Origin of the sequence: Steroidobacter sp. (assembly GCF_036406195.1) — a bacterium.
GTDB lineage: Bacteria > Pseudomonadota > Gammaproteobacteria > Steroidobacterales > Steroidobacteraceae > Steroidobacter.
Genome location: NZ_DASWVW010000053.1, coordinates 14,190 through 35,164 on the forward strand (window position 1 = coordinate 14,190; position 20,975 = coordinate 35,164).

At 62.5% G+C, this 20,975-nt stretch carries 19 protein-coding genes and 1 tRNA gene; 9 read left to right on the plus strand and 11 right to left on the minus strand.

Annotated elements, in window-relative coordinates; translation table 11 throughout:
- Positions 1-36 precede the first annotated feature (36 nt).
- The 3 genes from VGE08_RS20425 to VGE08_RS20435 all read right to left on the minus strand — a co-directional run bounded on the left by VGE08_RS20425 (position 37) and on the right by VGE08_RS20435 (position 3,593).
- Entirely contained in the window at positions 37-1,356 is a 1,320-nt protein-coding gene (locus VGE08_RS20425) for an MFS transporter (protein ID WP_331069770.1), read from the minus strand.
- Positions 1,357-1,425: 69 nt separating this feature from the next.
- On the minus strand, positions 1,426-2,853 hold the full coding sequence (locus VGE08_RS20430; protein ID WP_331069771.1) for an FAD-binding oxidoreductase: 1,428 nt from the start codon (positions 2,851-2,853) through the stop codon (positions 1,426-1,428).
- Entirely contained in the window at positions 2,850-3,593 is a 744-nt protein-coding gene (locus VGE08_RS20435) for a FadR/GntR family transcriptional regulator (RefSeq protein WP_331069772.1), read from the minus strand. Before VGE08_RS20435 ends, VGE08_RS20430 begins: the two co-directional genes overlap by 4 nt.
- A gap of 465 nt (positions 3,594-4,058) precedes the next feature.
- On the opposite strand from VGE08_RS20435, the gene VGE08_RS20440 reads away from it, so the two are divergent.
- From VGE08_RS20440 to VGE08_RS20455, 4 genes are all read left to right on the plus strand, one after another.
- Positions 4,059-4,148, plus strand: a tRNA-Ser gene (locus tag VGE08_RS20440).
- A 137-nt stretch (positions 4,149-4,285) separates the two neighbouring features.
- The gene (locus VGE08_RS20445) at positions 4,286-4,657 is read left to right on the plus strand and encodes an ATP-binding protein (RefSeq protein WP_331069773.1); all 372 of its coding nucleotides are present in this window, start codon (positions 4,286-4,288) and stop codon (positions 4,655-4,657) included.
- Positions 4,658-4,692: 35 nt separating this feature from the next.
- On the plus strand, positions 4,693-5,469 hold the full coding sequence (locus VGE08_RS20450) for a carbohydrate porin (RefSeq protein WP_331069774.1): 777 nt from the start codon (positions 4,693-4,695) through the stop codon (positions 5,467-5,469).
- Positions 5,463-5,831 (plus strand): carbohydrate porin, encoded by a 369-nt coding sequence (locus VGE08_RS20455; protein WP_331069775.1) that lies wholly within the window; start codon positions 5,463-5,465, stop codon positions 5,829-5,831. Before VGE08_RS20450 ends, VGE08_RS20455 begins: the two co-directional genes overlap by 7 nt.
- Positions 5,832-5,894: 63 nt before the next feature.
- Here the strand turns inward: VGE08_RS20455 and VGE08_RS20460 are convergent, their stop codons facing one another.
- Entirely contained in the window at positions 5,895-7,037 is a 1,143-nt protein-coding gene (locus tag VGE08_RS20460) for a PepSY-associated TM helix domain-containing protein (protein WP_331069776.1), read from the minus strand.
- 369 nt (positions 7,038-7,406) lie between these two features.
- Between VGE08_RS20460 and VGE08_RS20465 the strand changes: the two genes are divergently transcribed.
- A complete protein-coding gene (locus tag VGE08_RS20465; RefSeq protein ID WP_331069777.1) occupies positions 7,407-8,081 on the plus strand; it encodes a Bax inhibitor-1/YccA family protein in 675 nt (224 codons plus the stop codon).
- 111 nt (positions 8,082-8,192) lie between these two features.
- On the opposite strand, the gene serS is transcribed toward VGE08_RS20465, so the two are convergent.
- The 5 genes from serS to VGE08_RS20490 form a co-directional block, all read right to left on the minus strand.
- A complete protein-coding gene (gene serS / locus VGE08_RS20470) occupies positions 8,193-9,473 on the minus strand; it encodes a serine--tRNA ligase (protein ID WP_331069778.1) in 1,281 nt (426 codons plus the stop codon).
- Between the two features lie 113 nt (positions 9,474-9,586).
- The gene (locus VGE08_RS20475; protein ID WP_349258754.1) at positions 9,587-10,846 is read right to left on the minus strand and encodes a replication-associated recombination protein A; all 1,260 of its coding nucleotides are present in this window, start codon (positions 10,844-10,846) and stop codon (positions 9,587-9,589) included.
- Between the two features lie 26 nt (positions 10,847-10,872).
- Positions 10,873-11,274, minus strand: a complete 402-nt coding sequence (locus tag VGE08_RS20480; RefSeq protein ID WP_331069780.1) for a VanZ family protein — start codon at positions 11,272-11,274, stop codon at positions 10,873-10,875.
- A gap of 32 nt (positions 11,275-11,306) precedes the next feature.
- Entirely contained in the window at positions 11,307-11,975 is a 669-nt protein-coding gene (gene lolA / locus VGE08_RS20485; RefSeq protein WP_331069781.1) for an outer membrane lipoprotein chaperone LolA, read from the minus strand.
- Between the two features lie 6 nt (positions 11,976-11,981).
- Positions 11,982-14,276, minus strand: coding sequence for a DNA translocase FtsK (locus VGE08_RS20490; protein WP_349258753.1), 2,295 nt, complete (start codon positions 14,274-14,276; stop codon positions 11,982-11,984).
- A gap of 390 nt (positions 14,277-14,666) precedes the next feature.
- Between VGE08_RS20490 and trxB the strand changes: the two genes are divergently transcribed.
- The 4 genes from trxB (at position 14,667) to infA (ending at position 18,009) form a co-directional block, all read left to right on the plus strand.
- The gene (trxB, locus tag VGE08_RS20495; protein ID WP_331069783.1) at positions 14,667-15,638 is read left to right on the plus strand and encodes a thioredoxin-disulfide reductase; all 972 of its coding nucleotides are present in this window, start codon (positions 14,667-14,669) and stop codon (positions 15,636-15,638) included.
- A 57-nt stretch (positions 15,639-15,695) separates the two neighbouring features.
- Positions 15,696-16,892 carry a GNAT family N-acetyltransferase gene (locus VGE08_RS20500; RefSeq protein WP_331069784.1) on the plus strand — a complete coding sequence of 399 codons (1,197 nt, stop codon included), beginning with the start codon at positions 15,696-15,698 and terminating at the stop codon, positions 16,890-16,892.
- 46 nt (positions 16,893-16,938) lie between these two features.
- On the plus strand, positions 16,939-17,667 hold the full coding sequence (aat, locus tag VGE08_RS20505) for a leucyl/phenylalanyl-tRNA--protein transferase (RefSeq protein WP_331069785.1): 729 nt from the start codon (positions 16,939-16,941) through the stop codon (positions 17,665-17,667).
- A gap of 123 nt (positions 17,668-17,790) precedes the next feature.
- On the plus strand, positions 17,791-18,009 hold the full coding sequence (gene infA / locus VGE08_RS20510) for a translation initiation factor IF-1 (RefSeq protein ID WP_116810962.1): 219 nt from the start codon (positions 17,791-17,793) through the stop codon (positions 18,007-18,009).
- 44 nt (positions 18,010-18,053) lie between these two features.
- Here infA and clpA read toward each other — a convergent pair whose 3' ends face one another.
- Positions 18,054-20,336 (minus strand): ATP-dependent Clp protease ATP-binding subunit ClpA, encoded by a 2,283-nt coding sequence (gene clpA, locus VGE08_RS20515; protein WP_331069786.1) that lies wholly within the window; start codon positions 20,334-20,336, stop codon positions 18,054-18,056.
- 192 nt (positions 20,337-20,528) lie between these two features.
- Positions 20,529-20,846 (minus strand): ATP-dependent Clp protease adapter ClpS, encoded by a 318-nt coding sequence (gene clpS / locus VGE08_RS20520; RefSeq protein WP_331069787.1) that lies wholly within the window; start codon positions 20,844-20,846, stop codon positions 20,529-20,531.
- Positions 20,847-20,975: the final 129 nt, after the last annotated feature.

Below are 20,975 nucleotides of genomic sequence, written 5' to 3' on the forward strand. Positions count from 1 at the left end.
GAGTCATGCTCAGGATGCCCACCGCGCGATTGAATGTCAGTCGGAAGGCGGTGAGGAAGTGGTCACCATCGCGAACGGCTCCTCGCGGAGTCGCTCCCAGATCACCAGGACAGCGCCGACGGCGAGAAATGCCGCGATGAGCAACAAGCTCGCGGCATAACTGCCGGTGTGTGTCTTTGCCATGCCAATCGCCGCAGGTCCGAGAAAGCCCCCGAAATTTCCCAGCGAATTGATCAGTGCGATGGCCCCAGCGGCAGCCGCCCCCTGCAATCCGCGGCTCGCCAGCGCCCAGAAGGCAGGCAAGCCGGAGTAGATCCCGACCGCTGCCAGACACAGCGCCGCGAATCCGATGAGAGGCGCCGATGCCCAGCCGCTGACCGTCAGTGCAGCCGCGCCGAGAATGGAAGGCAGCGCGACGTGCCAGGCACGCTCTTGAGTCGCGTCCGAGTGCCTCCCCCACAGCACCAGCGCAATGCAAGCCAGCGTGTACGGAATCATCGTGAACAGGCCGACCTGCACGTTTGTCATCTGCCCCAGCGAGGCGATGATCTGCGGCAACCAGAAACCAAAACCATACAACCCGACCAGAATGCAGAAGTACACCAGGCCGTAGCGCCACACACGCGGCATGGTCAGCGCCTCGCGAAGACTGCTGGCGTGCCCATGCGATGTATCGGCGTGTTCGCGAGCCAATTCGTCCTGCAGCCAGCGCTTCTCCTCTGCGCTCAACCACTTCGCATCCGCCGGCCGATCGGGCAGCACTGTGAATACGATGACGCCCAGCACGATGGTCGGGATGGCCTCCAGAAGAAACATCCACTGCCAGCCTTTCAGTCCGACCGCTTCGATGCCAAGCAATGACGTGGAAATCGGCGCTCCAATGATGCTCGACAGCGGCAATGCAATCATGAACAGGCCGATGATCCGAGCCCGATGCCGGGAGGGAAACCAGCACGTGAGATAGAAAATGATGCCGGGAAAGAACCCGGCTTCGGCAATGCCGAGCAGGAAGCGGACCGCATAGAAGCTGGTGGGGCCCTGCACGAACGCCATTGCCGCCGACAGGACGCCCCAGCTGATCATGATCCGAGCGATCCACAGGCGGGCGCCGAAGCGCTCCAGCATCACATTGCTCGGCACCTCGAACAGCACGTAGCCGACGAAGAAGATCCCCGCGCCCAAACCGAAGACCTGTGCAGACAAGCCGAGGTCGGCATTCATCGTGAGCGCAGCGAAGCCGACGTTCACCCGGTCCAGGAACGCAAAGAAGTACAGCACGCCGAGGAATGGAACCAGGCGCCATGCGACCTTGCGCAGCGCCGAGCTGGCAGCGGCGTCATCAGCGGATTGCGTCATTGTTTCCCCAAGCCGGTCTTCATCGAAGGACCGATTGTCGCACTGAAAGTGCCCCCTGACGCAGCGGACCTACCGGATCTCGAACACTTTCCCTGGATTCAAGATGCCGTTCGGGTCCCACGCTTGCTTGAGCTTGCGCATCAGTTCGATCACCGGCGGGCCGAACTCCGCAATCAACTTCTCCCGCTTGCCGAGGCCGATGCCGTGCTCGCCCGTGCACGTGCCGCCGAGGCGATGCGCGGTTGCGATCATGGCGCCGTAGACGGCATCCATGCGGGCACGCTCTTCGTCATTGTTCGGATCAATGAGGAAGAGCACATGGAAGTTGCCGTCACCCACGTGACCGAGGATGGGTGCGGTCAATCCCGCTGCATCGATGTCAGCACGCGTCTGGGTAACGCAATTCGCCAGTTCCGAGATCGGCACGCAAACGTCGGCCGCGATGCATTCTGCTCCAGGCTTCAATGCGCGAGCCGCAAAGTAGGCAGAATGCCGCGCCTTCCACAGTTGCGCGCGACGCTGCTCGTCGAACGCCCACTCCAGTCCCTTGGCACCGTGCGACGTCACGACCTCCACTGCACGTTCGAACTGTTCGGTCACGGCAGCCTGGGTTCCCATGAATTCGATGAACAGCGTCGGCTGCTCCGGCAACGACAGGTTCGAGTACGCATTGCTGGCACGAACCTGCAGCTCATCCAGGAACTCGATGCGTGATACGGGCGCGCCGATTTGAATCAACTCGATCACGGTATCGACGGCACCCCGCAAATCGGGGAACGAACACACGCTGCTGCCGACGGCCTCCGGTTGCGCGTGCAGCCGCAAGGTCGCCTCGGTGATGATGCCGAGCGTACCCTCCGAACCGGTGAACATCCGCACCAGATCGTAACCGGCGGACGACTTGCGGGCGCGACTGCCACAACGGATCACCTCGCCGTTGGCAAGCACGACCTCGAGCGCAAATACGTTGTGGGCCATCGTGCCGTAACGAATGGTGTTCGTGCCGGAGGCCCGCGTCGAGATCATCCCGCCGATCGACGCGTTCGCGCCTGGATCAATGGGGAAATACAGGCCCGTATCTCGCAGGTATGCATTGAGCTCTTCGCGCGTGATGCCGGGCTGCACGACGCAGTCACCGTCGTCGGAACGCACCTTCAGCACCTGATTCATACGGGACATGTCGAGGCAAATGCCACCGTACGGTGCGCTGACGTGCCCTTCGAGCGATGTACCTGCGCCATATGCGATCACCGGCACACCCTGCTCATTGCAGAGCTTCACGATGCGACTGACTTCTGCCGTGCTCATCGGCCAGATCACCGCATCCGGAGGAAAGCACCGCGCGTAAGCCTCGCCCCGACCATGCTGCTCGCGAACCGCAGCGCCCACGCTCAATCGATCGCCAAACTCCTGGCGCAACTGCTCGATGGCGAGAGCAACACGCGCTTTGGCTTCGGGCGTGGCGAAATGACTCGAGAGTTTGAGTGATGCGTTCATGAATGATTGAGTTTCATTGATTGCTCGGCACGCGACAGTGACGCCACTGACAGATCAAAATGCACGGCCATGGCAGCCCCTGCCCCCACTGCATCGCCCAAACACACGCGATCGACAATGGCTTCGTGAGCGTCGACGATGCGCGCCATCTCCGATTCAGTGCGAGCGCTGCCGAGATCAATGTGCATCAGCTGTTCCAGCGGCGCACGCAGCGCGGCCAGCAGCAAGGAATTGAGAGGATTCAAACTGGCTTCCGCCAGTGTGGTGTGAATCGCCATGTCCGCAGCCATCTGACGGGCGTGATCGTGATCGGCGAAAGCGGCGCGCATCTGCTGAATCAACTCTTGCAAAGTGCGCTTTTGAATATCGGTGGCATGACGCGCGGCGAGCTGTGCTCCCTGCACTTCGATTGCTCGGCGGGTTTCGATAACGTGAGTGGCGTTGACCTGCGCCGTGTTCAGCGCATAGCCGAACACCTGGGCGAGCACGTTCGCACTCATCGGTTGCAGCCGTGGGCGACGGCCATTTTCGATTTCGAGGATGCCCAGCGCCGCGAGCGTTCTATATGCCTCGCGCACACTGCCTCGACTCACGCCCAACTGCTTGCATATCTGCACTTCGCTCGGCACCGCACCGCCAGGCTTCAACCCTTCGCTAGAAATCAGATCCAGCAGATGGCGCGCGACCTGCGCTGATAGCGTCGGCCGCGGCGACCCCGGCACGGAACACAGTGCACTCACAGTTGAGATCCCCCGAGCCATAAATCTAGCTGTCGACCATCAACCTGTCAAATAGGTTGGGTGTAGACCGTGCCTACTTCCACCCATGCATTCCAGTATGCAGCAAACCTATCCAACAGGTAAGAGTCGCCGCCGGCCTCGGCTCGGAACAGCAGCTCGGTCCGACCGGCTTTGGGTATTCGAGATTTCGCGAGCTCACGACAGTCAAAGTGAATGCGGTGGCTTCTTCGTAGATAACACGGTGCGGCGAGGACTACCGAACCAGCGATACAGCTTGCTGATCGAAACGGAGTAACCGTCCTCCTTGAATCCCTGGCGGATCGTTTCGAACATTTCTCTCGACCTGGGCTTCGGCGACCATCGCCGTAAATAGTGTCGCGAGTGGATGAAGAAATCCGGGCCCCACCCGATCCATGCTAGGATGCGCGCCCCTGAAGGCCCCCTCGGGGCCGCGCTCTCAGCTGCGGAAGGGTGGCAGAGTGGTCGATTGCACCGGTCTTGAAAACCGGCAGGCTCTCACGAGTCTCGTGGGTTCGAATCCCACCCCTTCCGCCAACACCCCTGATTCGTTCGTCTCCGAAGAACGCAAGTTGCACGTCAGGTTGCACTGACTTTCGGACAGGGACGCCCTCCACGCCTGACGACAGTACCCGTGAGCATTTGGTCGGTGAACTCGGGCACGGCCTCGAGTCATGCGGCTGCTGCTCGTTGAAGACAATCCGCAGCTGGCGGAACTGGTGCAAGATGGATTGACGCGCCAGGGCTTCGCCATCGACCGCTGCGGCTCATTGAACGGAGCGCTGGCTGCGCGGCACGCCACAATCGACGTCATCGTCGGCTCGGGTCCTCGCCTCGTCGTGCGTGATCGCGGACCGGGCTTCTCGCCCGGCACGGCGGAAATGCTGTTTCGAAGATTCTGGCGCGGCGGTGACTCGCCGGGCCGCAAAGGCGCCGGACTCGGGCTCGCGATCGCGCAGAGCATCCTTTCCCGTCACCGCGCGACGATCACGGCGGATAACGCCTCCGACGGCGGTGCTGTCTTCACTATCCAATGGGTTCAATAAGAATGCATCACGTGAGAATCGCGGGAGTTCCCGCGATGACCGCGGCACTCGGAATGCCGCTGTGGGCCGACGCCACGGAGCGGGCGCCGGACACCGCTCTATTGCAGATCGAAGCGGCCTACACTGGCGAAGCCTGGCGCAATGTCAGTGGTGGCTTGCGCCGCGACGGCACCTATCTGGAAAACATCGATTTGACCGTAACGCTCGACGCCGAGCGCGCCTTCGGCTGGAGCGGTACTACCTTCCTGGTCTCCGGACTGCACAACAACGGCCCGACCCTGACGGATCGCATCGTCGGCGACATCCAGGCCGTGAGCAACATCGACACGGACGGTGCCACGCGTTTGTATGAAGCCTGGGTCGAGCGCGCGTTCGATGCCGGCGCGATCAAGCTCGGCCTCATCGATCTGAACAGCGAGCTGGATGTCAACGAGACCGGTTCGCTATTCATCAACAGCTCGCACGGCATCGGCCCCGACTTCAGTCAGGTGGGCGAGAATGGCCCGTCGATCTTTCCCATCATCGGCCTCGGCGCCGTGACGCGCTGGGAATACAGCGATCGTGTGCAAGCGCGGTTGGCGGCCTTCGAAGGCACGGTAGGCAATCCGGGTCGTGCGCATCGCACGACCATCGATCTCGATGACGGCGAAGGCGCGCTGCTGGTGGGCGAGCTCACATTGCTGCCAACTGCAGCCAGCCGTTACTTGCTGGGCGTATGGCGCCACACGGGCTACTCCACTGATTTCAGCGACGAGGAATTGAAGCGACGCACTGATCGCTCGGCGTCTATGGGCTCGCCGAAGGTATGCTGATCGAGCGCGGCGAGCGTTCTTTGAACGGCTTCCTGCGCGTCGGCTTCGAGCATTCAAACGTGCATCAGTTGTCGCACTATGTTGGCGCCGGCCTGGTGTGGTCCGGTCCGTTGCTGACGAGTGCCGAGCGCGAAGAACAGTTGGGCATCGCGGTCGGCAGTGCTGAAAGCGGCCGTCCGTTCCGGCGTGCGCAAGCAACGTTGGGATGGAGCGTGCAGCGTAACGAGACTACGATCGAGCTCACATATCGCGTGCAAGCTCTGCCCTGGCTGGCGTTGCAACCGGATGTTCAACACGTCATCAATCGGGAACGGACCCGTCGCTTGAAGATGCGTGGGTCATCGGCTTGCGCTTCGAGCTGAGCTGGGGCATGGAGGCGGGCTGATCGGCCCGCCTCGCCCATCAGCTCGCCCATCAGAGCAATCTCAAGCCGCAGCGGCACTCGCCGCCTGCCGCTTGCGTACGCGCTCTTCGACGCGCCGACGATCGAGATACATCATCCAGCCGGTGATGACGAACAACGGCACCGCCAGGCTCGACAGCATCAGGAGCAAGCTGCCGACCACGCCGAAGTAGCTGCCCTTGTGGATCGCCAGCACGCTGGAGAGCAACCTCGCGCCGGTCTGCTTGTCGGCATAGCGCTCGTGCGACAGCAGCTGCGAGTTGGTGGGATCGATCTTGATCGTGTTCAACGTGGTCATATGCGGCGCGTCCGCGTCGAGATACTGAATTCGCAGCGGCTCCTCGGCTTTCCGCGGCAATCGCATGCTCACCTGCCCGACCTGCGCTCCAGCCGTCGCCTGCGTGAACGTAGCCCACACCTTCTCGATATCCGGAGTCACCAGAGGCTTGCCGGCCATCTGCTCTTTAGCCACCGGCGACACACCCGCCATCCGTTCGAGCATGGTGCCGTACCAGTCGTAAGCGAAATACAGTCCGGTCAGGGCTGAAAGTAACAACAGCGGCAGCACGTAAGTACCCACGACTGCGTGCAACGAATACAGGAAACCTCGGCCGCGCAGGCGCGTGTCGACCACGAACCAAGCGCGCCAGTTCGTCGTACGCCGTGGCCAGCGCAAATACAATCCCGTGGCAACCAGCCCGATCAGCAGAACGGCCGCGGCATCCAGAACGCGACGGCCAACGTACTGGCCGCCCAGGCGATCGGTGATGAGACCGCGATGCACCTCTTCGACCAGCTCGAAGAACTTTTCGCCGCGGTCGCCGCCTGCTTGCCACTCACCCGTATATGGATTCATGTAGCGGACGATCTCGCTCCGGCCGGACAGCATCAGCACACGTGCTGCGCCATCCGCGTTCTGCGGCACGGTCAGAGCTCGAACCCGTGCGCCCAGGCGCTGCGCCTCGGCTTCCGCATGCTGCAACATGACTGGCAGCGGCAGCCGCTCGCCCTTCACTTCCACCTGGCGCGCGTCCTCGTTCAAAGCTTCGAGGATGGGATCCTGAAACGCCATGATGGAGCCGGTGATGCCCATCATCGCGAGCAGGATGCCCACGCTGATACCCACCAGCCAATGGGCCTGGAACCAGAATCTGTTTTTAGCCATGGACGTGAAAAGAAGTGGCGATTGCGACGGTGCCAGAGTAGCGCCGGGGGGCTGACAGAGACCTGACACTGCGAGTCAGCTTGCTGTCACACGACACGCGATGACAGCGCGACCGCATCCGGCGCCTGCCCACGCTGCACCTCCACGCTGCACGATCCGATGGCTGTCCAATGACAGACTTGTCCAATGACAAACTTATGACAGCGCCGCTGACACTGCGGTAAGGTTGAAACCCTTGCAATTCACAAGGTTGCAACCACATAGTCGCTATTGGGCCCGGCGCCTGTAGAATGTCGGGCAATGCGTGCCGCCTCGCAACTCGCGGAGCGGAGCGCGGTCCAACAGAGACCTTCGGAGGAGTTGAAACTCATGGCCTCGTATCCAAGCACAGTCGCAACCACTACCCGTGGCTCAGCACTAACGACCAATAAAGTTCTTCGGAACACCTACCTGCTGCTGGGTGCCACGCTCGCTTTCAGCGCGCTGACCGCCGGCCTGTCCATGATGTTCAACCTGCCGCACCCGGGCGTGTTGATCACCCTGGTCGGCTACTTCGGCCTGCTGTTCGCGGTTCACAAGACCCAGAACAGCGCGTGGGGCCTGCTGTTCATTTTCCTGCTGACCGGCTTCATGGGCCTGACGCTCGGCCCCATCATCAGCGCCTATCTGAAATTCCTGCCGAACGGCTCACAGGTCGTGACCACGGCGCTGGGCATCACGGCCGTGACGTTCGTCGGCTTGTCGGCCTACGCGGTGAAGAGCGAAAAAGACTTCAGCTTCCTCGGCGGCTTCCTGATGGTCGGTATCCTCGGCGCCTTCCTGCTGGGCCTGGTGGCTTACTTCTTCGAGCTCTCGACGTTGTCGCTGGTGGTGTCCGGCGTGTTCGTCATCGCGATGGCTGGTCTGATCCTGTACGAGACCAGCAACATCATTCACGGCGGCGAGACGAACTACATCCTCGCCACGGTGACGCTGTATGTGAGCATCTACAACTTGTTCACCAGCCTGCTGCACCTGCTGGGCGCGGCGTCGGGCGACGACTGATAACGCCGCCACTGGTGATATGAACAAAGGGCGCTGCTTTCGCAGCGCCCTTTTTGTTTGGGCCGGTCCGTTGTTGGGCCGGTCCGTTGTTTGCGCCGGCTCCGACGTCTCTTACGGCCGGCGAATGACTTCCAGCCCGGCCATATAGGGCCGCAGCACTTCCGGAACCTTGATGCTGCCATCCGGCTCCTGATAGTTCTCCAGCACGGCCACCAAAGCCCGGCCAGCCGCAACACCCGACCCATTGAGCGTGTGCAGCGGCTCCGGCTTGCCCGTCTCGGGATTCCGCCAGCGCGCCTGCATGCGACGCGCCTGGAACGCCTCGAAGTTCGAGCAGGAGGAGATCTCGCGATACGCCTCCTGTCCCGGCAGCCACACTTCCAGGTCGTAGGTCTTGGCGGAAGCGAAACCGACATCGCCCGACGACAGCGCCATCACTCGATACGGCAGGTTCAACCGCTTCAAGACTTCCTCGGCATGGCGCGTCAGCGTCTCGTGCTCCGCATACGAATCTTGCGGCTTGGACAAATGCACCAGCTCGACCTTCTCGAATTGATGCTGGCGGATCATGCCTCGCGTGTCCTTGCCGTATGAACCGGCTTCCGAGCGGAAACACGGCGTATGCGCCACGTAACGAACCGGCAGCTCGCTGGCTTCGATAATGGTGTCGCGGGCCAGGTTGGTGACCGGCACCTCCGCCGTCGGAATCAGGTAGAAGCCCGACTCACCTTTCACCGCGAACAAATCCGCTTCGAACTTCGGCAGCTGGCCGGTGCCCAGCATGGACTGTGCGTTCACCAGATAAGGAACATACGCTTCGCGATAGCCATGCTCGCCCGTATGCAGGTCCAGCATGAACTGGATCAATGCACGATGCAGGCGCGCGAGCGGCCCGGTCAGCACGGTGAAGCGCGCACCGGAGATCTTGCCCGCCGCGGCGAAATCCATCTGGCCGAGCTTCTCTCCCAGTTCCACGTGATCGAGCGGCTTGTACGGAAACTTGCGCGGCTCGCCCCAGCGGCGGATCTCGACGTTCGCCGTTTCGTCGCGCCCGTCCGGAACGCTCTCGTGCAGCATGTTCGGCAGGCCGAGCGTGATCTTCTCCAGCTCCGCCTGCACCTTGGCCAGCTCGGCCTCGGCCGCGGCCAGCTCGGCACCGAGGGATTCGACCTGCTTCAGCAGCGGCGCGATGTCCTGCCCCTGGGCCTTGGCCTTGCCGACGCTCTTGGCGTGGACATTTTTCTCGTTGCGCAGCTCATCGGCCCGCACCTGCCATTTCTTGCGCGCCTCCTCCAACGAGCTCAGCTGAGCCACGTCGAGCTTGAAGCCTCGTCGCGCCAGGTTGGCGGCGACGGCGTCGGGGTCGGAGCGGAGCAGTTTGGGATCGAGCATGACTAGTGGTCGGCGGTTAGCGGTTGGGGGTTAGTGTAAGAGAGAGCGGAACTTCAGAGTAGCGGACGGATGCGAAGAGCGGCTGGAACTAATCCCTAACCGCCAACCGCCAGTCACTTCTTCCTACGGGCCAGCGCCTCGGCAATCTTGATTTCCATTCCCCGCGGCACGGGATGGTAGTACTGCCGCGGCTGCATGCCTTCCGGAAAGTAGTTCTCCCCGGCCGCATAGGCGTCCGGCTCGTCGTGCGCGTAGCGATAGTCCTTGCCGTAGCCGAGCGACTTCATGAGCTTGGTCGGCGCGTTCCGCAGATGCAGCGGCACATCGAGCGAGCCGAGAGTTTTCGCATCCTGCATGGCTTCGCCGAACGCCTTGTACACCGCATTGCTCTTTGCCGCGCACGCCAGAAACACCACGGCCTGCGCAAGCGCCAACTCGCCCTCGGGCGAGCCGAGCCGCTCGTACACTTCACAGGCCTCCAGCGCCAAGGTGTGGCCGCGCGGATCCGCCAGCCCGATATCCTCAGACGCCATGCGAAGCACGCGACGCGCGAGGTATCGTGGATCGCAGCCACCATCGAGCATGCGACACAGCCAATACAACGCCGCATCTGGATCGCTGCCGCGCACCGATTTATGCAGCGCCGAGATCTGGTCGTAGAACGCCTCGCCCTGCTTGTCGAAACGTCGCAAGCCGCCCGACGCGACCTCGCCCGCGATAGCTTCGGTGATGACCGGCGGATCGCCATCGCTGGCCAGATCGATCGCGAGCTCCATCATGTTCAGCGAGCGTCGCGCGTCTCCATCCGCAGCCTTCGCCATCAGCTCCAGCGCCCGCTCTTCGGCAGTAACTTTCACCTCGCCAGTCTGGCGTGCGAGTGCTCGCTCGAGCACCAACCGAATGTCTGCTTCCGTCAGCGAACGCAACACATACACGCGCGCTCGCGACAGCAAGGCGTTGTTCAATTCGAACGAAGGATTCTCGGTGGTCGCCCCGATGAAGACCAACGTGCCGTCTTCGACCCACGGCAGAAACGCATCCTGCTGGGCCTTGTTGAAACGATGCACTTCGTCCAGAAATAGCACGGTGCGGCGGCCTGCCCTGCGCGCTTCGGTGGCTTGCTCGGCGGCGGCGCGAATATCTTTTACGCCGGCCATCACCGCCGACAGCGAAATGAACTGCGCGTCGCACTGTTGTGCAACCAGCCTCGCCAGCGTGGTCTTGCCGGTCCCCGGCGGCCCCCACAGGATCATCGAATGCAGATGCCCGCCTTCGAGCATGCGCCGCAGCGGCTTGCCAGGACCGAACAAATGCGTCTGGCCGATATATTCATCGAGCGAAGCCGGGCGCATGCGATCGGCGAGCGGTCGCATATCCACGGCATGCTCCAGCGGCAGGTTCACGACTTTTCGACCTGTGGCTTGCTCACCAGCGATTCCACCCACTGAATCCAGTTGCCCAGTCCGAACCAGCACAGCAGCAACCCCGTGAGGACGCCGCTGCAATTGGCGATCACATCCCGGATGTCACCATAGCGGCCCAGGCCCATCGTGCTCTGCGCGAGCTCGATCAAGACGCCCATGATCACCAGTCCCAGCGCGATCACCCAGTAGCGATTGCGCGCATAGATACCGGCGAACCACACGGACAGCAACAGATATGCAAGGAAATGCTCGGTCTTGTCGCTCAGATTGGGCGGCTGCGGCAGCTGAGTCGTGGGCACCAGGCACACCAGGATGGCCAGGGCGACGGCAAGCCAGCCCAACCCCAGCCACAGCCGTGGAAATCGCAAAGACAGCATGAAGATCATTCCTGGTCGAAGCCGTTACGCGCTCAGCGCGACGCGTCGCCGATCACATCGGCACCAGGCGGTACGGTAAACGTGAATCGTGACGGATCGAGCGTGGGATTGCGTTCCAATTGTGCGAATTCCAGGTGCGTGGTCTGGCCGAGCTTGTCAGCCAGCTCCATGAATTTCAGGGTTGCACCGTCGAAACCGAGCCGCACCCATTTGAAATCCGTGTCGTCACGCTTGGGCTGCATGCGTACCCAGAACACGCCACCCTCTTGCGACGTCTGGGTGACGTCAAAGTTCTGCTCCAGGCTGCCCTGGCCGCTGAGCAGCATGGCGGGCGTCGCCGACAGAGTGTCGTCGAGCTTGCGAACCGTGACCTGTTCGAGATCGGCGTCGTACAACCAGATGCGCGAGCCGTCGGCGACAATGAGCTGTTCGTTCGGCTCGCGATAGTCCCAGCGGAAGCGGTCCGGCCGGCGAACCACGAGCGTCCCGCTCGCCTGTTCCACAGTCTGGCCATTGCGGTCGGTGAGCGTTTGTTTGAACTGAGCCTGCAGCGACTGCAAACCTTGCAGGAAGCCTTCCACTTTCTGACGGCCCGCAGCCAGATCGCTCGCGGCAAACGTGACATGCGCGCACAGGGTGAGCAGTAACGCGGCCACAATTCGACCGGCAAATGGGCGACCGGCAAAGGGCAAACGTGTCATGGCGTCCTAATCTTCCACTGGCGGTGGCGCCAGTACTTCGCGCGAACCATTGGATTGCAGCGGACCCACCAGGCCGGCGGCCTCCATGGTCTCGATCATACGGGCGGCGCGGTTGTAACCGATCTTCAAGCGGCGCTGGACGCCGGAAATAGACGCTTTGCGCGACTCGACCACGATCTTGACGGCCTGATCGTACAGAGGATCGGACTCGCCATCGGAACCTTCGCCGCCTTCGCCACCACCCTCGTCCTCCTCGCCCTTGAGGCCGGGAATCGGCGTGGCAGGTCCGCGCAGAATCTCGTCCACGTACGACGGCGACGACGAACCCTTCAAGCTGCCGACCACGCGATGCACTTCCGCATCCGAAACGAAGGCGCCGTGCACACGCACCGGCACCGATGTGCCGGGCTGCAGGAACAACATGTCGCCGTGGCCGAGCAACTGCTCGGCGCCCATCTGATCCAGAATCGTGCGCGAGTCCACCTTCGCCGACACCTGGAAGGCGATACGCGTCGGAATGTTGGCTTTGATCAAGCCAGTGATCACGTCCACCGACGGACGCTGCGTCGCCAGGATCAAGTGAATGCCCGAAGCACGCGCCTTCTGCGCCAGGCGCGCGATCAGCTCTTCGACCTTCTTGCCGACGATCATCATCATGTCGGCCAACTCGTCGACGATGACCACGATGAACGGCAGCGGCTCGAGGAACGGCACCTCGTTCGGGTTGCCTTCAGGGCCGAGCATCTTCATCAGCAGCGGATCGCGGATCGGCTCCTTGGCTTCCTGCGCTTCCTTGATCTTGCGATTGAAGCCGGCCAGGTTACGCACGCCCAATGCCGCCATCAGCTGATAGCGCCTTTCCATCTCGGCCACGCACCAGCGCAACGCGTTGGCGGCTTCCTTCATGTCGGTGACCACAGGCGCCAGCAGATGCGGAATGCCCTCGTACACGGACAATTCCAGCATCTTCGGATCGATCATGATCAGGCGCACGTGCTCGGCCGATGCCTTGTAGAGCAGCGACAGCACCATTGCGTTGACCGCCGTCGACTTACCCGAGCCGGTCGTACCGCCGACCAGCAAGTGCGGCATTCGTGCCAGATCGGCGACCACCGGACCGCCGCTGATGTCTTTGCCCAGCACCAGTGCCAGCGGCGAGGTCATGTCGTCGTAAGTCTTGGACTTGATGATCTCGCCCAAGGTGACGATCTCGCGCTTTTCGTTGGGGATTTCCAGGCCCACCGTCGGCTTGCCCGGAATGACTTCCACGACGCGCACGCTGATTGCGGACAGCGCGCGCGCGAGGTCCTTGGCGAGATTGGTGATCTGCGCGACTTTCACACCCGTGCCGAGACTCAGCTCGAAACGCGTGATCACCGGGCCTGGATTGACGGCCACCACTTCGGCTTCGACGCCGAAGTCGCGCAACTTGAGCTCGACCAGACGAGACATCGCCTCGAGCGCTTCGGCGGAATAGCCCTGCTGCTTGGGCGGCGGATCGTCGAGCAGCGACAGCGGCGGCAGTTCCTTCGAAGCCGGCGCTTCGAACAGCGCCACCTGGCGCTCTTTCTCGACACGCTCGCTCTTCTCGACCTTCTGCACCACCGGCTCGATCTTCGGCGGCGGCCGCGAGGCCACGCGCTTCTTCTCTTCGCGAATGATTTCGCTGCGCGCTTCCTTCACTTCGCGGCCTTGTTTGATCTCACGTGCCGTGCTGAGGCGCTCGGAGAGCCATTCGATGCCGCGCAGCGTCGAGCGACCGACGAAGTCCATCACTTGGATCCACGAGTGGCCGATGAACAGCGACACGCCGGCCAGCCAAAGCGCGAGCAGCAGCAAGGTCGCGCCGAGGAAGCTCAACCCGGCGTCCAGCCCCTGCCCCACCAGCGAACCGAGCACGCCGCCGGCGGAATCGGGATAGCTGTTGATAGTGAAGTGCAGGCTCGCCAGACCGCAGCTGGTCGCCAACGTGAGCAAGAAGCCCAGGCCGCGGAAGGCCAGGGTCGCGCGCGACTGCGCGTCGTCCTTGCTGCGATCCCGATACAGCAGCCAACCCGCGAAGCCGATCATCACCGGAAACAGGAACGCCGGCGCGCCGAACAGCAACACCAGCAGCCCCGCGAGATGGGCGCCCAGCGGACCGATGACGTTGGAGATCGGACCAGGCTCACCGGTCGTGGCGAATGATGGATCGTGGCGGTCATACGTGAGCAGCGCCGCGAGCACAATGAGCGCCAGCGCGCCGAACACCCACAGCGCGCCCTCGCGCAGCGAGCGCACGACAGTGGACCCCAACCGCATTCCCTCGCGCGCGTCAGTCCTACTCGCCAACTCGATTCACCCCAAAGATCTGCATAAGCAAAGGCTCGTAAACCTCTGAAAATCCGCTACTAACTACTATACCCCAACCCGGCCGCAGCCACGAGCGGGGTGTTGGACAGCCACCAAGGCGCCCGCACACCCAAATTCGTCCGTCGATGACGGGCATCGAGCCAGTCTATTTGGCGGCCCGGGGGTGCATTTCATACCATGCGCCCCTGCCATCCGCGCGTTGCTGCGCGGAGGCCCCGAGCGAGGGCATGGTGCTGTTCAGGATGAACGACGATCGGCGTTGCTATTCGCGGCCGTCGCCCTCAGAAATTGTCGGAACTATCAGGTCGACGCTTTAAGGACCGTGAAGGTGAATCATACATGACCACTCCCCGCCACTCCCGACTCATCATCCTGGGGTCGGGCCCCGCCGGGTACTCCGCCGCCATCTACGCCGCGCGCGCCAATCGCAAGCCGTTGCTGCTGACCGGCCTCGAAGAAGGCGGACAGCTCATGACCACCACCGAGGTGGACAACTGGCCTGGCGATCCGCACGGTCTCACAGGCCCCAAGCTCATGGAGCGCATGCGCGAGCACGCCGAGCGTTTCAATACCGAGGTGGTGAACGACCACATCAACAGCGTCGATCTCTCGCAACGTCCCTTCAGAATGGAAGGTGACCGTGGGGATTACACCTGCGATGCGCTGATCATCGCAACCGGCGCGACGGCCAAGTACCTCGGCCTGGAATCCGAGCAGAAGTTCCGCGGCCGCGGCGTGTCCGCCTGCGCGACTTGCGACGGCTTCTTCTTCAAGAACCAGAGGGTCGCGGTCATCGGCGGCGGCAACACCGCGGTCGAAGAAGCGCTGTACCTCTCCAACATCGCCTCGCACGTCACGCTCGTGCATCGACGCGACAAGCTGCGTTCGGAAAAGATCCTGCAGGACCAGCTGTTCGAACGCGAAAAGGCCGGCAAAGTCTCGATCCTGTGGAATCACAACGTCGACGAAGTGCTCGGCGACGACACTGGCGTCACCGGCCTGCGTCTGGCGCCGGTGGCCGGCGGTCCGAAGAAGGAGATCGAAGTCACCGGCATGTTCGTGGCCGTGGGCCACGCGCCGAACACGCAGTTGTTCGAAGGCCAGCTGGAAATGAAAGGCGGCTATCTGATCGTGAAGTCCGGTTTGAATGGCATGGCCACGCAGACCAGCGTGCCCGGCGTGTTCGCCGCAGGCGACGTCGCCGATCATGTCTATCGCCAGGCGATCACGTCGGCCGGCACCGGCTGCATGGCGGCGCTCGACGCCGACAAGTACCTCGACCAGATCGATGCGACGAGTCTCAAAACCTGATCCGGCCGATGCGCGCGGCGCAGGTCATTCGCCGCCCCGATCGGTAAGATCGGGCCAATGACAGCGAATCTGCGAGCGCGCGTCGTCACCAGTCTCGATCGCATCCCCGCCGCGCAATGGAATGCGCTGGCGTTGGACGGCAATCCATTCGTTCGCCACGAATTTCTGCTGACGCTGGAACGCACCGGCTGTGTCGGCCCGGCAACCGGCTGGAGGTCCAATCATCTGGTCATCGAAGACCAGCATCGCCTGGTGGCAGCGCTGCCGCTCTATCGCAAGTCGCACTCGTGGGGCGAGTTCGTTTTCGATTGGAGCTGGGCGCGCGCTTACGATCAGGCGGGACTGCGCTATTACCCCAAACTGGTGAGCATGCCGCCCTTCACGCCGGCCACCGGCCCGCGGTTGCTACTGGCTCCGGATGCTTCGCCCGAATTGAAATCCCGCTTGAGCCAGGAGCTGGTGGCTCTTGCGAAAGCGGAGCATCTGTCCTCGGCGCATCTGCTATTCCTGACCGACGAGGATCGCGCGGCGCTGGACAGCGAGGGCAGCGAGCCCGGATTCCTGTGGCGCAAGGATTGCCAGTTCCACTGGTACAACCGCGGCTACCAATCCTTCGACGACTTCATTGCCACCTTCCGTGCCGACAAGCGCAAGAAAGCACTACGCGAACGGCGACGGGTCCGCGAAGGCGGAGTGACTTTTCGGACGCTGACGGGCGCGGACATGGATGCCAGGCTGTGGGACATCGTGTTCGGCTTCTCCGCCGCGACCTTCGAATCGCACGGTCATGAGCACTATTTGAACGTGCAGTTCTTTCGCACGATTTCCGAAGTGATGCCCGACACCGTGGTCATCAAGCTGGCGGAGTACCAAGGACATCCCATCGCCACCGCCATCTTCTTTCGCGGCGAGCAAGCGCTGTACGGGCGCTACTGGGGCGCGGCCGCCAACTACCACAGCCTGCATTTCGAAACCTGCTACTACCAGGGCATCGAGTATTGCATCGAACAAGGGCTCCACCATTTCGAGCCCGGCACTCAGGGCGAGCACAAAGTGCCGCGCGGCTTCGAGCCCACCGCCACCTGGTCGGCACACTGGATCGCCGACCCGCGCTTCCGCCGGGCCATCGATCAGTATCTAAATGATGAGCGCGCGGCGATCGATCAATATATCCTGCAGGTCGAGCAACACGTGCCGTTCCATCGCAATCGCGATGGCAGCGAGGTTCATCATGCAGAGCCGGAATCGAGATAAGCGCGCAGGGCGGTGTCACTGGTGGTCTGGCCCCAGGTGCTGAACCATGCGCGGCTCCATTGTCTGGCTTTCGGAGCACGACTCGCCTGACGCCTTCCCTCCGGTCGACCGCGCGCTGGTCGAGCCGGATGGCCTGCTGGCGGCGGGTGGCGATCTGTCGCCGACGCGGCTGCTGGCCGCCTATCGACGCGGCATTTTCCCCTGGTACTCGCGCGGCCAACCCATCCTCTGGTGGTGCCCCGATCCACGCGCCATTCTGCTGCCGAACGAGCTCAAGGTGTCGCGCAGCCTGCTCAAATCCAGCCGCAATCGTGGCTTCGTCACGCGTATGGACACGGCCTTCCGGGATGTGATCCGGGCCTGCGGCAGCTCCGAGCTGCGGCCGGGCGGGACCTGGCTGTCGCCGGAGATGCGTGCCGCCTACATCAAACTCCACAAGCTCGGCTTCGCCCACTCGGTGGAAACCTGGCTGGACGGCCGGCTGGTCGGCGGCTTGTACGGGGTCGCGGTGGGCCGGATCTTCTTCGGCGAATCCATGTTCAGCACCGAGCGCGACGCTTCGAAAGTTGCGCTGAAACGGCTCTGCGAGGAGCTGACCGACCGCGGCTTCCACATGATCGACTGCCAGATGCAGACGCCCCACCTGATGAGCCTGGGGGCCCGGATGATTCCGCGGGCGGAGTTCACCCAGGTGCTGGAACAGCATGTCCACTGGGATTTGGAGCCGAAGCTTTGGGCCGATCCAGGGAACGAATCGGCGCTCGCGAACGTATGAAGGGCTGATTGCGGCGAATGCTGCGAGAGGTATAGGTCAGTGCTTCAATTGCATTGCCGGGGGCCTTTATGCACAATTCGCGCGCCCTGCCGGCGGGCCTTGCCGGACAGTCTTCGAGAGTGCATGTCGAAAGAAGATGCGATTCAGATGGAAGGCCGCGTGATCGACACGCTGCCGAACACCACATTCAAGGTGCAGCTGAACAACGGCCACACCGTGATTGCGCATATCTCCGGTAAGATGCGCAAGAACTATATCCGTATCCTGACCGGCGACGCGGTGACCGTCGAGCTCACGCCCTACGACCTGACCAAGGGTCGCATCGTGTATCGCGGCCGCTGACGCAGCAGGAATTTTTCCCACCGGCAGCCGGCCTTCCCACCGGCTTATTTGGATTCTTCCAGCAGCGCCTGCTCCATGTCGGGGCGCGCCTCCACCTTGAGCTGATCGTCCGGCCCGACCGTCACGAAGGCATGACCGCCGTTGACCAGCCGCCCGAACAGTAGCTCTTCGGCGAGCGGACGCTTGATCGCTTCCTGAATCACGCGGGCCATGGGCCGCGCACCCATCTTCGGATCGTAGCCCTTGCGTGCCATCCACTCGCGCGCCGCGTCGTCGATGTGCAACTGCACACCCTTCTGCTCCAGCTGCGCCTCGACTTCGACCAGCAACTTGTCGACCACGCGCTGAATGGTGCGCGGATCCAGGCCGTTGAACTGGATGATGGCATCCATGCGGTTGCGGAACTCCGGCGAGAACAGCCGCTTGATGGCTTCCATACCATCGGTGCTGTGATCCTGCTGGGTGAAACCGATGGACGGACGATTCATCTCGAAGGCACCGGCGTTGGTCGTCATGACAATGACCACGTGCCGGAAATCCGCCTTGCGGCCGTTGTTATCGGTGAGCGTGCCGTGGTCCATGACCTGCAGCAGCAGGTTGAACACGTCCGGATGCGCCTTCTCGATTTCATCGAGCAGCAGCACCGAATGCGGATGCTTGTTGATGGCCTCGGTGAGCAGGCCACCCTGGTCGAAGCCCACATAGCCCGGAGGCGCACCGATCAGGCGCGACACGGTGTGGCGCTCCATGTATTCCGACATGTCGAAGCGGATCAGCTCGACACCGAGCGCGATCGCCAGCTGCCGCGTGACTTCGGTCTTGCCGACGCCGGTCGGGCCGGCGAACAGGAACGAGCCCACCGGCTTGCGCTGATCGCCCAGGCCGGAACGCGACATCTTGATCGCCGAGGCCAGCGACTCGATGGCCTGATCCTGACCGAAGATCACCAGCTTCAAGTTGCGCTCGAGATTGCGCAGCACGTCCTTATCCGACGTCGACACGTTCTTCGGCGGAATGCGGGCGATGCGTGCCACCACGTCTTCGATCATCTGCGTGGTAACGGTGGTCTCGCGCTCTTCCTCTGGCTTCAGGCGCAATCGCGCACCCGCTTCATCGATCACGTCGATGGCCTTGTCCGGTAGCTGACGATCGTTGATGTGCCGCGCAGCCAACTCCGCCGCCGCGGTCAGCGCGTCGTCTGCGTACTTCACATTGTGATGCTCTTCGAAGCGCGAGCGCAGGCCCTTCAGGATCTCGATCGTCTCCGGCACCGTCGGCTCGACGATGTCGATCTTCTGGAAGCGGCGCGCCAGCGCGTGATCCTTCTCGAAGATGCCGCGGTATTCGCTGTACGTCGTGGAGCCAATGCAGCGCAGCTCGCCGTTGGCCAGCGCCGGTTTGATCAGATTGGACGCATCCATGACGCCGCCGGAAGCCGCGCCGGCACCGATGACGGTGTGGATCTCGTCGATGAACAGGATCGAGCCTGGATTCTTTTTCAGCTCGGAGAGCACGCTTTTCAGGCGCTTCTCGAAATCGCCGCGATACTTGGTACCCGCGATCAGGGCGCCCATGTCGAGCGAATAGACCGTGCTGTCGGAGAGCACCTCCGGCACCTTGTCTTCGATGATCATGCGCGCCAGACCTTCGGCGATGGCGGTCTTGCCCACGCCGGCTTCGCCGACATAGAGCGGATTGTTCTTGCGACGACGGCACAGAATCTCCACCGTGCGCTCGATTTCGGTACGACGGCCGATCAGCGGATCGATCCGCCCTTCCATCGCCAGCTTGTTCAGATTGGTGGTGAACTTCTCCAGCGCCGTGCCGCCATCGGGCTCGCCGCGCTCGGCTTCGCTGCCGGGCGACGCTTCGTCCTTGTCGGGACGGTCCTCGGCGATCTTCGACAGGCCGTGAGAGATGTAATTGACGACGTCCAGGCGAGCGACGTCCTGCATCGACAGCAGGTAGGCCGCGTGCGAATGCTTCTCGCTGAAAATGGCCACGAGCACATTGGCGGCGGTCACTTCCTTCTTGCCGCTGGACTGGACGTGGAAGACGGCTCGCTGCAGCACGCGCTGGAAGCCCAGCGTCGGCTGCACCTCGCGATCGTCATCATCCTTCAACCGCGGGGTGGTCTGATCGATGAAATCCTTCAGGTCCTTGCGCAGGCGGGCGACGTCCGCGCCGCAGGCTCGGAGGATTTCCCGGACTTTCGGCGTGTCCACGATCGCGAGCAGCAGATGCTCCACGGTCATGAACTCGTGCCGCGCTTCGCGCGCCGACTGGAAAGCCTCGTTGAGACAGATTTCGAGTTCGCTGCTTAACACGGACTGACTCTCACCAATACCTACAAGCCACCTAAATGAGTGGACCGTTGCTGAATGCGGAGGTTCGGAACCTGCCTGGCATTCGGTTTCCAACCCCCGGCTTCCGGCCTCGCTGACCGCCGTCCGATTCCAGGCTGGCGCTTGCGTCGAGTCCAGGCTGGAGAGGTGCACGAACTGATGCGGTGAACGACTTCACGTTTCTTCCATCGTGCACAACAGAGGATGCTGGTGTTGACGCGCGTAAGTGGTCACCTGCGCGACCTTGGTCTCGGCGATCTCGAAGGTGAAGACGCCGCACACCCCTTTGCCTTTGGTATGCACTTCCAGCATAACGCGTGTGGCGGTCGTGCGATCCATGCCGAAGATGCGCTCCAGCACGTCCACGACGAACTCCATCGGCGTGTAGTCGTCGTTCAGCAGGACGACCTGATACAACGGAGGTCGCTTGAGCTTGGGCTCCGCTTCCTCGGCGACCAGACCCCGCTCATGCCGTGTGCTCTCTTCCGTCATCAACGTAACGCGCCACCAGTTCGCACTCTTTATAGGGGGGTTCCACAGACAATACAAGGCAGCATCCGACGCACCGCACTTCGGCTCCGAAGCGCGGTCCAAGCCCCGGACGTGGCGCCGCGTCACGAC

Excerpts from the sequence above, each read along its gene's own strand:
- VGE08_RS20500 (WP_331069784.1), top strand. The coding sequence starts at position 15,696 with ATGACAGCGAATCTGCGAGCGCGCGTCGTCACCAGTCTCGATCGCATC.
- VGE08_RS20450 (WP_331069774.1), top strand. The coding sequence starts at position 4,693 with ATGACCGCGGCACTCGGAATGCCGCTGTGGGCCGACGCCACGGAGCGG.
- VGE08_RS20445 (WP_331069773.1), top strand. The coding sequence starts at position 4,286 with ATGCGGCTGCTGCTCGTTGAAGACAATCCGCAGCTGGCGGAACTGGTG.
- clpS (WP_331069787.1), bottom strand. The coding sequence starts at position 20,846 with ATGACGGAAGAGAGCACACGGCATGAGCGGGGTCTGGTCGCCGAGGAA.
- infA (WP_116810962.1), top strand. The coding sequence starts at position 17,791 with ATGTCGAAAGAAGATGCGATTCAGATGGAAGGCCGCGTGATCGACACG.
- VGE08_RS20455 (WP_331069775.1), top strand. The coding sequence starts at position 5,463 with ATGCTGATCGAGCGCGGCGAGCGTTCTTTGAACGGCTTCCTGCGCGTC.
- VGE08_RS20460 (WP_331069776.1), bottom strand. The coding sequence starts at position 7,037 with ATGGCTAAAAACAGATTCTGGTTCCAGGCCCATTGGCTGGTGGGTATC.
- VGE08_RS20480 (WP_331069780.1), bottom strand. The coding sequence starts at position 11,274 with ATGCTGTCTTTGCGATTTCCACGGCTGTGGCTGGGGTTGGGCTGGCTT.
- aat (WP_331069785.1), top strand. The coding sequence starts at position 16,939 with ATGCGCGGCTCCATTGTCTGGCTTTCGGAGCACGACTCGCCTGACGCC.
- serS (WP_331069778.1), bottom strand. The coding sequence starts at position 9,473 with ATGCTCGATCCCAAACTGCTCCGCTCCGACCCCGACGCCGTCGCCGCC.
- lolA (WP_331069781.1), bottom strand. The coding sequence starts at position 11,975 with ATGACACGTTTGCCCTTTGCCGGTCGCCCATTTGCCGGTCGAATTGTG.
- VGE08_RS20425 (WP_331069770.1), bottom strand. The coding sequence starts at position 1,356 with ATGACGCAATCCGCTGATGACGCCGCTGCCAGCTCGGCGCTGCGCAAG.
- VGE08_RS20475 (WP_349258754.1), bottom strand. The coding sequence starts at position 10,846 with ATGCGACCGCTCGCCGATCGCATGCGCCCGGCTTCGCTCGATGAATAT.
- VGE08_RS20490 (WP_349258753.1), bottom strand. The coding sequence starts at position 14,276 with ATGCGGTTGGGGTCCACTGTCGTGCGCTCGCTGCGCGAGGGCGCGCTG.
- VGE08_RS20465 (WP_331069777.1), top strand. The coding sequence starts at position 7,407 with ATGGCCTCGTATCCAAGCACAGTCGCAACCACTACCCGTGGCTCAGCA.
- VGE08_RS20430 (WP_331069771.1), bottom strand. The coding sequence starts at position 2,853 with ATGAACGCATCACTCAAACTCTCGAGTCATTTCGCCACGCCCGAAGCC.
- trxB (WP_331069783.1), top strand. The coding sequence starts at position 14,667 with ATGACCACTCCCCGCCACTCCCGACTCATCATCCTGGGGTCGGGCCCC.